General features: G+C 61.7%; 10 protein-coding genes and 1 tRNA gene. 5 read left to right on the forward strand and 6 right to left on the reverse strand.

Features of this window, described 5'->3' with window-relative positions; translation table 11 throughout:
- Positions 1–405: 405 nt before the first annotated feature.
- The 3 genes from H2509_RS01505 to H2509_RS01515 all read right to left on the reverse strand — a co-directional run bounded on the left by H2509_RS01505 (position 406) and on the right by H2509_RS01515 (position 3,060).
- Positions 406–672 (reverse strand): hypothetical protein, encoded by a 267-nt coding sequence (locus H2509_RS01505; RefSeq protein ID WP_182161605.1) that lies wholly within the window; start codon positions 670–672, stop codon positions 406–408.
- Positions 673–1,558: 886 nt separating this feature from the next.
- Complete coding sequence (locus H2509_RS01510; protein WP_182161607.1) at positions 1,559–2,140, reverse strand: cold-shock protein; 582 nt, start codon at positions 2,138–2,140, stop codon at positions 1,559–1,561.
- 164 nt (positions 2,141–2,304) lie between these two features.
- The gene (locus H2509_RS01515; protein WP_182161609.1) at positions 2,305–3,060 is read right to left on the reverse strand and encodes an SIR2 family NAD-dependent protein deacylase; all 756 of its coding nucleotides are present in this window, start codon (positions 3,058–3,060) and stop codon (positions 2,305–2,307) included.
- Between the two features lie 54 nt (positions 3,061–3,114).
- Here H2509_RS01515 and gloA point away from each other — a divergent pair, with 54 nt between their 5' ends.
- The 5 genes from gloA to H2509_RS01540 all read left to right on the forward strand — a co-directional run bounded on the left by gloA (position 3,115) and on the right by H2509_RS01540 (position 6,043).
- Positions 3,115–3,555, forward strand: coding sequence for a lactoylglutathione lyase (gloA, locus tag H2509_RS01520; protein ID WP_182161610.1), 441 nt, complete (start codon positions 3,115–3,117; stop codon positions 3,553–3,555).
- A gap of 148 nt (positions 3,556–3,703) precedes the next feature.
- Positions 3,704–3,779 (forward strand) — tRNA-Glu (locus H2509_RS01525).
- A gap of 257 nt (positions 3,780–4,036) precedes the next feature.
- Entirely contained in the window at positions 4,037–4,264 is a 228-nt protein-coding gene (locus H2509_RS01530) for a dodecin (RefSeq protein WP_182161612.1), read from the forward strand.
- 158 nt (positions 4,265–4,422) lie between these two features.
- Positions 4,423–5,019, forward strand: coding sequence for a thermonuclease family protein (locus H2509_RS01535; protein WP_328804943.1), 597 nt, complete (start codon positions 4,423–4,425; stop codon positions 5,017–5,019).
- Between the two features lie 106 nt (positions 5,020–5,125).
- A complete protein-coding gene (locus H2509_RS01540) occupies positions 5,126–6,043 on the forward strand; it encodes an aldo/keto reductase (RefSeq protein WP_182161614.1) in 918 nt (305 codons plus the stop codon).
- Between the two features lie 68 nt (positions 6,044–6,111).
- Here H2509_RS01540 and cysN read toward each other — a convergent pair whose 3' ends face one another.
- The 3 genes from cysN to cysQ form a co-directional block, all read right to left on the reverse strand.
- Complete coding sequence (gene cysN, locus H2509_RS01545; RefSeq protein WP_182161616.1) at positions 6,112–8,013, reverse strand: sulfate adenylyltransferase subunit CysN; 1,902 nt, start codon at positions 8,011–8,013, stop codon at positions 6,112–6,114.
- Between the two features lie 9 nt (positions 8,014–8,022).
- Complete coding sequence (cysD, locus tag H2509_RS01550; protein ID WP_182161618.1) at positions 8,023–8,946, reverse strand: sulfate adenylyltransferase subunit CysD; 924 nt, start codon at positions 8,944–8,946, stop codon at positions 8,023–8,025.
- Positions 8,947–9,012: 66 nt separating this feature from the next.
- On the reverse strand, positions 9,013–9,858 hold the full coding sequence (gene cysQ, locus H2509_RS01555; protein ID WP_235974590.1) for a 3'(2'),5'-bisphosphate nucleotidase CysQ: 846 nt from the start codon (positions 9,856–9,858) through the stop codon (positions 9,013–9,015).
- Positions 9,859–10,081: the final 223 nt, after the last annotated feature.

Below are 10,081 nucleotides of genomic sequence, written 5' to 3' on the forward strand. Positions count from 1 at the left end.
ACCCCGCGCAAATGCCTTGCCTTCAGGACGCCGAATGAGGTCTTCTCGGAACTCCTCAACCGTGTTGCACTTCAAACGTGAACCCACCTCCCCGCTTTCACGGGGATGACACCGGAGTGTGGGGCAGGCCGCATGGATATGCGGGTCGAGCCCGCGTATGACGAGCCGAGGGGTTGCGGCAAGGAGATTGCCCCACACTCCGCCGTCATGCCGGACAAGGGAAGCGCAGCGGACCGCTGATCCGGTATCCAGAAATCAGCGCGGGCGTAGCCCGCCCGAAACCAAGGGTCGTCATCGCCGGGCCATTGACCGGCGACCCGCCCGCCGCGCCTGGTTGAGGTGCGGGTGGCGCGTCATGCGAGCGGGTGTCCGGCAAGGCCCGGACATGACGATTGCGGAGCCGGATCACGCCTCGTCCCTGGCTGGGCGCGAGACGAGGCGGATGCCCGGCGCATGCGGAATGCGCGGTTCGGAAAAATCGGCGGGTGGGAGGAAGCTCAGCAGCTCGCTCTCGCGGGCGAGATGCGCTTTTGCGAGGCGGTATTTCAAATAAATCATGAAGGCCACAATTGGCATCGTTGCAAAGGTGACGAGCGCGACGGCCTTCACCCAGTCCGCCGTCGAGCGCCAGGTGGTGAGTAAATCCGCAGCGAAATTATAGCCGTCCGCCATTCATGCCTCCCCGAATGAAATGGTGAACCGCCAGAGGAAGACCTCTGGCGGCCGGGGAGTTCACAAGCCGACCACAGACGGCTGCGATGGCCTTTAGGGCAAGCCCTTGGACATGCGCCATCGCCTCCCCGGCCATAAGGGTTTGGACCCCTGAGGTCGAGGAGGCATCAATTGCGGCTGATGCCAGCCGCTGTGGTAGGGGCTGTGAAACCCCAAGGCCAGCCCTTTTCGCCGGCCCTGCATGAATTCTATCCTGAGAAATATACGGAGAAAAGTGCAATTCCCGGTTGGTGCCCACATTCATTCCGCGGCATGTGTTGGGAAATCGGGCGACGCGCTTTGCGCGGCTGATATCTGGATCCCGCCTCTCGCAATGCGTTGGTGCGCATGCGGGCCGGGGTGACGGGAGAGTATGGGGCGGGCGCTGGTCACACACTTTGTCATGCCCACGAAGGTGGGCATCCAGTAATCGCCAACGCCGGAGGTCTTGCCTTAGGCGCATGTGTTTACTGGATCCCCGTTTTCACGGGGATGACACGGGATTTGGGGCACGCGGCCTGCTACACCCTCCGCCGTCATACCGGACAAGGTGAGCGAAGCTGACCGCCGATCCGGTATCCAGATGACATGCTGCGGGCATGGCCCGCTCTCTATTTAAGAGGTGAAGCGCTTCGCGCGGTTGATGTCTGGATCCCGGCTCTCGCAATGCGCTTGCGCGCATGCGGGCCGGGATGACATCAGAGTTTGGGGCAACGCCCATCCGAAAACATGGGCCGTCATCGCCGGGCCCAGACCCGGCGATCCACGATCGGGCAACGAAAAACGCCGCCCGGACCGATCCGGACGGCGTCCAACTTCTTCGACCTGAGTGACCTGAACCTGCGCCTCAGTGCGATGACGGAATATGGGTGCCCGCTCCGTCAGGCCGGATTTCGGCCGCCATCCGCCCCTTGGGGCCACGACCGAAGCGCACCAGCACCGTCTGGCCCGGTCGCAATTCGGTAATGCCGAAGCGGCGCAGCGTTTCCATGTGAACGAAGATATCCTCCGTCCCCTCGCCCTGGGTCAGGAACCCGAAGCCCTTGACGCGGTTGAACCACTTGACCTCGGCCCGCTCCAACCCGCTTTCCGGCACGACCTGCACGTGGGTGCGGGAAGGGGGAAGCTGCGAGGGATGGACCGCCGTCGTCTCGTCCATCGAGAGAATGCGGAATGCCTGCAGGCCGCGCGAGCGTTCGACGACCTCGCAAACCACCCGGGCCCCTTCATAGGCCGTCTGGTAGCCGTCCTGCCTCAGGCATGTCACGTGAAGTAGAATGTCCGGTCCGCCATTATCCGGGACCACGAAGCCGTAGCCCTTCGCGACATCGAACCACTTGATGGCACCCGCGATTACGGAGACCTCGAGCGGCGCGTCGTCGCTCACGAACTCTACGGGACGCGAATGCGTTGCGGTTTTCGCCCCCATGCTCACCTGTCTCCGTCGTCTTGGCCGATACGCTGCCGTTACTTTTCAAGGGGACGACTTCGAGAAACCGATTCCCCGGGAAAAGGATACCACTGCTCGGCCGATGCTCCAGTTAAATTTATTCGAATAGCCACAGCAATTCGTCTTCACAACGCAGTTTGTCGTCAAATGAGTGATTCGCAAACCTTTGCGATGGGGGCGCGGATCACGAGATCGGCAAGATCATCAAGATGGGTTTCCTCCCTGTTCATGATGACGAGACTTGCGCCCGCTCTTTTTGCCATAAGCGGCAGACTGGCCGCCGGCTGCACTTGCAGCGACGACCCCATGACGAGGAACAGATCACAAGAATCTGTCTCTTCCGCGGCACGCGTCAGGCCAATCTCGGGCATGGCCTGCCCGAAACTGACGACCGCCGCCTTCAGAAGCCCGCCGCAAGCCTTGCAGCGCGGCGCCCGCCCCTCATCCACCTCGACCTTCAGATCGTCGAGTTCATGCCTTTTCTGGCAGGAGAGGCAACTCGCATAAGTGCCGTTGCCGTGCAGTTCCACCAGTTGACGGTCGATCAGGCCCGAGCGCTGGTGCAAACCGTCGATGTTCTGCGTGATCACGCAGGAAAAGCGCCCGCCCCGCACGAGCTTCGCCAGCAGGCCGTGCCCGGCATTCGGCTCCGCGCGCCTGATTTCGGCGATCATCTTGTAGCGGCGATCCCAGTCTTCGAGCCTGGCATCCTCGGACGCCAGGAACTCGTCGTACTCGATCGGGCGGAAGCGGCTCCAGATTCCGCCCGGCGAGCGGAAGTCGGGAATGCCGGATTCTGTGGAAATACCGGCCCCGGTAAAGCCCACGCCGCGGCGACATTCCGCCAGACGGGCCCGCAATTCCTCCCGCGCGATGTTGATGTCTGAGACGACCGCCATATTGTGACCCGCTGAACGCCTTCCATCATTGCCAAAGCAACAAGAGGTTCTCCCATGCGCTATCTGCACACAATGGTCCGGGTGAAGGATATCGACCAGTCGCTCGATTTCTACTGCAACAAGCTGGGGCTCGAGGAAGTCCGCCGCATCGACAACGAGGGCGGTCGCTTCACGCTGATCTTCCTGGCCGCGCCAGAGGACAAGGCGACCGCCGCCGAGACCAAGGCGCCGCTGGTCGAACTCACCTACAATTGGGATCCCGAAGACTACCAGGGCGGCCGCAATTTCGGCCACCTCGCCTATGAGGTCGACGATATCTATGCCACCTGCGAGAAGCTGCGGAAGGCGGGCGTGACGATCAACCGCCCGCCGCGCGACGGCCGCATGGCCTTCATCCGCTCGCCGGACGGCATCTCCATAGAACTCCTTCAAAAAGGCGACTCGCTGCCGGCGCAGGAACCCTGGGCCTCGATGGCCAATACCGGTGTCTGGTAAGGAGCGCCGAGCCTTCGAATGCAGGAGGGCGGCGCTTTTGCCGCCCTTTTTGCAACGCACTCATCAGCCTGTGGATTATCCCCCGATTACCCCCTTGCCCCTCCCGAAAAACCTGCCTATAACCCGCCCACGTCGACGCGACGCAAGCGCGCCCATCGTCTAGCGGTCTAGGACGCCGCCCTTTCACGGCGGAAACAGGGGTTCGATTCCCCTTGGGCGTGCCATTTCTTTTGGCACCTGTGTTGCCAGTGCAGCGTGCGACGACTCCCCGCCGAAATGACCACTCGCAGAGCGACACCATCGCCGACCTGGACGGCTTGCTTTCTGCGCACTGTCCCTTCCGCGCATTTGCGGATCAATTCGCATGGCCTGCCGCTTCGACTCTTCCCGCTTCGCAATCCGATACATCGGGCGTGCGCCAGTTGGACCGCGATGGCTGCCGCATGTAGCATGATCCATTGTCCCCGAGAGGAGTGGTCAAATGTCGGATCATGTCTACAAGCTGGTCGATCTGGTGGGAACGTCCCCAAACAGCATCGAGGACGCCATCAACAACGCGATCTCCCGGGCGAATGAAACGATACGCAATCTTCGATGGTACGAAGTCACGCAAATTCGCGGACATGTGGAGGGGGGCCGGACGGACCACTACCAGGTGGTATTGAAAGCCGCGTTTACACTGGAGTCCGCCGGCAAATCCGCCGGGTAAGGATTCCCTCGACACGAAGACGATGCGAGCCTGCACGCTTGATGCCCGCTGAATCCTCACAGGGGTTCATCCCCGTCACTTGAGCGACGTGCGATTCCACCAATCGAACCGGTAGGAAAATTATGCTAACTCTACGGTAATTCCGTAGAGTTAGCGCAGTGTCCAATATCTACCGGTTTAGGCCCAATCGAAACCGCAGGGCCAGCAGGCACACCTCACGAAAACCGCCGCCCTGGCTGCCGCTGATCGCTCTGGTGGCCATTAGTGCCCTCGTCGCCGCGCTAAACGGGGGCAGCCCCCGTTTTGCGACGCCAGCCCAGTCCGGAAGCTCGCACCCGGCCCTCATAGGCCGCGCGTCCGTGATCGATGGCGATACGATCGAAATCCGTGGCGAGCGTATCCGCTTCAACGGCATAGATGCGCCTGAATCGCGCCAGCTTTGCCAGGATGCGAACGGACACAATTATCGATGCGGGACCGCAGCGGCAAACGCGCTCGCCACCTTCCTGGCTCGGTCAAGCCCGACCCGATGCGAGTATGTCGACCGGGACCGCTACGGACGCGTCGTGGCGGACTGCTATCGCGCGGACGGATCGAGCGTTGCGGCGTGGCTGGTGCGCAACGGTCATGCACTGGACTGGCCGCGCTATAGCCGCGGAAGATATGCGGCAGACCAGCGAACGGCAAAAACGGATCGTACCGGGATCTGGCAAGGGACGTTCGAAAAGCCGTGGGAGTGGCGTGCCCGGAACTGATGTGCGGCAATCTACGGCCGACTTGCCTCCGCCGGTGTAGCGATTGACATTTATCCTGCCCGCAGCCGATCTTTTGCGCCCGAATATTTCCCCGGAGCGACAGATAGTGACTGTTTCAAGACAGAAGATTCACGAAGACGGACCTGAATTCTCACGCCTTGCCTGGGGTGCCTGGCGCCTTGAATCCGACCCCGATGCAGCGGATCCTGCAAAGCTCGCGGACAAGCTCGAAGCGCTCATCGAGCTTGGCATCACCACGATCGACCACGCCGATATCTACGGCGGCTACGCCTGCGAAGCGATTTTCGGCGCAGCGCTGAAGGCCAGGCCCGGGCTGAAATCGCGCATCGAACTCGTCACCAAGGCCGGCGTCGCCCTGGTCAAACCGGCAAGACCCAACCATGTCGTCAAGCATTACAACACCTCGAAGGCGCATCTGGTCGCATCCTGCGAGCGGAGCCTGACGAACCTTGGCGTCGATGCGGTGGATCTCTATCTGATCCACCGGCCCGACCCGCTGATGGATGCCGATGAGGCGGCGGAGGCGCTGACGAAACTGCGCGACGACGGTAAGATCAAATCCGCGGGCGTCTCGAACTTCACGCCCTTCCAGTTCGACTTGCTGCAGTCCCGCCTCTCCTTTCCGCTGGTCACCAACCAGGTCGAGCATTCCGTCCTTCATCTGGCGCCCCTGCATGACGGCACCTTCGACCATTGCCAGCAGCACCGGGTATCGCCGATGGTCTGGTCGCCGCTTGGCCGCGCCGCCCTCTTCGGCGAAACGGGCGAACGCCATGAGCGGCTACGCAAGGTCCTGGAAGAGATCGCCGGTCAAACCGACGCCGCCGATATCGCGCAGGTCGCCCTGGCATTCATCCTGCGCCATCCTTCCCGACCCGTGCCCGTCCTCGGCTCGGGCAAGTTCGAGCGGCTGCAATCCATGGCCAGGGCCGACACGATTGCCCTCGACCGTCAGCAATGGTTTCGCATCTGGGAAGCCTCGAACGGCGCTCCTGTTCCCTGACCAGGGTCTGGAAAAAGAATAAGCCCGGCGCGAATGCGCCGGGCTTTCAAGGCAGTACAGGGCTGACATCAACCGTTGATGAAGCCGTGTTGCACTAGATACCGCACCACGTCATCCGCAAGGCTCTCGGCATCGCTCGCCGAAGTGTCGAGTGTGATCTGGGCGTTCTCCGGCACCTCATAGGGGCTGTCGATGCCGGTAAAATTCTTCAGCTTGCCTTCGCGCGCCTTGCGATAGAGGCCCTTGGGGTCGCGCTGCTCGGCTAGTTCCAGTGGCGTCGAGACATAGATCTCAATGAACTCGCCCTCTTCCACTAGGTTTCTCGCCATCTGCCGCTCGGCGCGGAACGGCGAGATGAAGGAGACCAGCGTGATCAGGCCCGCATCCACGAAGAGCTTCGCGACTTCGCCCACCCGGCGAATGTTCTCCACCCGGTCGGCTTCGGTGAAACCGAGGTCGCGGTTGAGGCCGTGGCGCACGTTGTCGCCGTCGAGCAGATAGGTATGCCGCCCCAACGCGTGGAGCTTCTTCTCCACCAGGTTGGCGATGGTCGACTTACCGGCACCCGACAGGCCGGTGAACCACAATACCGCCGGCTTCTGGCCCTTCAGCTCCGAATGCGCCTTCTTGTCGACGTCGAGCGCCTGCAGATGGATGTTCGAAGCGCGCCGGAGCGCATACCAGATCACGCCCGCACCGACAGTCTGGTTGGTGAACCGGTCGATGAGAATGAACGACCCCATCTCGCGATTGGTTTCGTAGGGATCGAAGGCAATCGGCGAGGACAGCGAGAGGTTGCAGAAGGCGACCTCGTTGAGGTGCATTTCCTTGGCCGCAAGATGCTCGAAGGAATTGACGTCGATCTTGTGCTTGAGCTCGGTGACCGTCGCGGTGACCGTCTGGGATCCGGCCTTCAGCAGATAGGGACGGCCCGGAAAGAGCGCCTCGTCGTTCATCCAGATGACATGGGCTGAGAACTGGTCGGTCACATCGGGGCGCGAGTCAGGCGCACTGATGACGTCGCCGCGTGAGATATCGACCTCGTCCTCCAGCACCAGCGTCACGGAATCGCCGCTGACCGCAAGATCCTTGTCACCATCCATGGTGACGATGCGCGCCACTTGCGACGTCCGGCCGGACTTCGCGATAGCCACGCTGTCGCCGGGCCGCACGCTACCGCTGACGATCGTGCCGCAATAGCCGCGGAAGTCGAGATTGGGCCTGTTGACCCACTGAACCGGCATGCGGAATGGCCGTTTGCTCTCGTCTCCGTCAATCTCGATCGTGTTGAGGTGGTCGAGCAAGGTCGGCCCCTCATACCAGGGCATGGCCGGAGACCGGTCGATGATATTGTCGCCCTTCAGCGCCGAAACCGGCACGATTTCCAGGGTCTCGAAATCGAAAGTGCCGCCGAAGGCCTTGTATTCGGCCTCGATCTCGCGGAAGCGCTCCTCGCTGTAGTCAACGAGGTCCATCTTGTTAACGGCCACCACGACGTGGCGGATGCCGAGCAGCGAGACGATGAAGGAATGCCGCCGCGTCTGCGTCAGCACGCCCTTGCGCGCGTCGATCAGGATCACCGCCAGGTCGGCCGTCGAAGCGCCTGTCGCCATGTTGCGGGTATATTGCTCGTGCCCCGGCGTATCGGCGACGATGAACTTGCGCCGGTCTGTGGCGAAGAAGCGGTAGGCTACATCAATGGTGATGCCCTGCTCCCTTTCCGCCTCCAGCCCATCGACGAGCAGGGCGAAGTCGATATCGCCGCCCACGGTGCCGTGCTTCTTGGAATCGCGCTTCAACGCGGCCAGCTGATCCTCGAAGATCAGCTTGGTGTCATAGAGCAGCCTGCCGATCAGCGTCGACTTGCCGTCGTCCACGCTGCCGCAGGTGATGAAGCGCAGGAAGCCTTTTTGCTCCTGTTCGGCCAGATATGCGGTGACCGCGCCGGAAACCCCGGACATCTCGTTCATGACAGCCCCTTAGAAATAGCCTTCGCGCTTCTTCTTTTCCATCGACGCGCTGTCGTCGTGGTCGATCATGCGGCCCGAACGTTCGGACGTCCGGGCTACCAGCATCTCCTGCACGATATCCTCGAGCGTCGTCGCACCGGATTCAACCGCGCCCGTCAGCGGGTAGCAGCCGAGCGTGCGGAAGCGCACGGTGCGCATTTCCGGCACTTCGCCATCCCTGAGCGGCATGCGCTCATCATCGACCATGATGATTGTACCGTCGCGCTCCACCACCGGACGCTTGTCGGCGAAGTAGAGGGGCACGATCGGAATATCCTCGGCCAGGATGTATTGCCAGATATCGAGCTCGGTCCAGTTGGAGAGCGGGAAGACGCGGATCGACTCCCCCGCCTTCACGCGCGTGTTGTAGAGCGACCAGAGTTCGGGACGCTGGTTCTTCGGATCCCAGCTGTGGGCGGAATTGCGGAACGAGAAGATGCGTTCCTTCGCGCGCGACTTTTCCTCGTCGCGCCGCGCGCCGCCGAAGGCCGCGTCGAACTGGTGCAGGCTGAGCGCCTGCTTCAGCGCGTCGGTCTTCATGACCTGCGTGTAGTAGGAAGAGCCGTGATCGAACGGATTGACGTTCTCCGCCTGCCCTTGCGGATTGGTATGCACGATCAATTCCATGCCCGCTTCCGCCGCCATCCGGTCGCGGAACGCGATCATCTCCCGAAACTTCCACGTGGTGTCGATGTGCATCAGCGGAAAGGGTGGCGGCGCAGGATAGAATGCCTTGCGGGCAAGGTGGAGCATGACGCTCGAATCCTTGCCGATCGAATAGAGCATGACCGGCTTCTTCATCTCCGCGGCGACTTCCCGGATGATCCGGATCGACTCCGCTTCAAGCCGTTTCAGATGGCTACGCCTCTCAGGCACGATATCAATCTCCAGCATCTCGTCCGTCGCAATACGGACGCAAAACCGACGGCCCGCTTCAATTGCCCGCCGTCTCAAAGTTTCTCAGGCCGGCGCGGCGGCAGTCTCGCCGATCGCCTGCCTCACCCTGCTTTCCAGGGCTTGATCGCCAAAGGCGATGAAATCGGGGTTCGCGAAATCCGTATCCGTCGCCTGACCGCGTTTGTCATAGGCAAGAGGAGTGCCGTCCGTCCTGATCACGGCACCTCCCGCTGCAGCAAGTACGGCCTGACCCGCGGCCGTATCCCATTCCATCGTCCGCCCGAAACGCGGATAGACGTCCGCCTCACCACAGGCAAGCAGACAGAATTTCAGCGACGAGCCGACCGAAACGCGATCCGTCACGCCAAGACGATCGAGAAAGGCTTCGGTCTCGGGAGAATTGTGCGAACGGCTCGCGACAGCGACCAGCGCTTCCGTCGGCGCCCGGCGCACCTGAATGCGGGTTTCGGCATTCATTTCGGCATTGTCGGCCTCGAGGCGGTACGCTCCCGCTGCAAGCGACCCGGCAAAAGCTTCGCCACGCGCGGGTGCAAGCACGACGCCGGCGACCGGAACGCCGTTTTCGATCAGCGCGATATTGACTGTGTAGTCGGGCCGTCCGGAAATGAACTCCCTGGTTCCGTCAAGCGGATCGACAAGGAAGAAACGCCCGGCGGACGGCGGAACATTCCCGGCACTCACCGCCTCTTCCGCGACTACCGGGACGTCCGGAAAGAATTGCTTCAGTTGCGCCAGGATGAGGTCTTCGGCCTGCTGGTCGGCCAGCGTCACCGGAGAATCGTCGGCCTTGGACTGGACTGAAGTTCCGTTCCGGTAATGCGAAAGCGTAACGCGCCCGGCAGCCCAGGCGATCGCATTCAGGATCCGGATCGTATTCAAGTCGGTCAAGGGCACCTCCTGCGCGGGAACTGAGGCAGGAGGTAAAGATACCGCCCCGGCAATGCAAGGAAACTGAACCCCAATTGCGGTCGCAACATGAGCATCTTTTTCCAAATGCACCCGGACTCGGGCGAATACAGGATCGGGACAGACGCGAAAATCCATTCACAAACCGTGACACCATAATCGCGAGCAAAGGTGCCGACAATGAAAAGACAATCGATTTCAATGC

The organism is Stappia albiluteola (assembly GCF_014050225.1).
Lineage (GTDB): Bacteria > Pseudomonadota > Alphaproteobacteria > Rhizobiales > Stappiaceae > Hongsoonwoonella > Hongsoonwoonella albiluteola.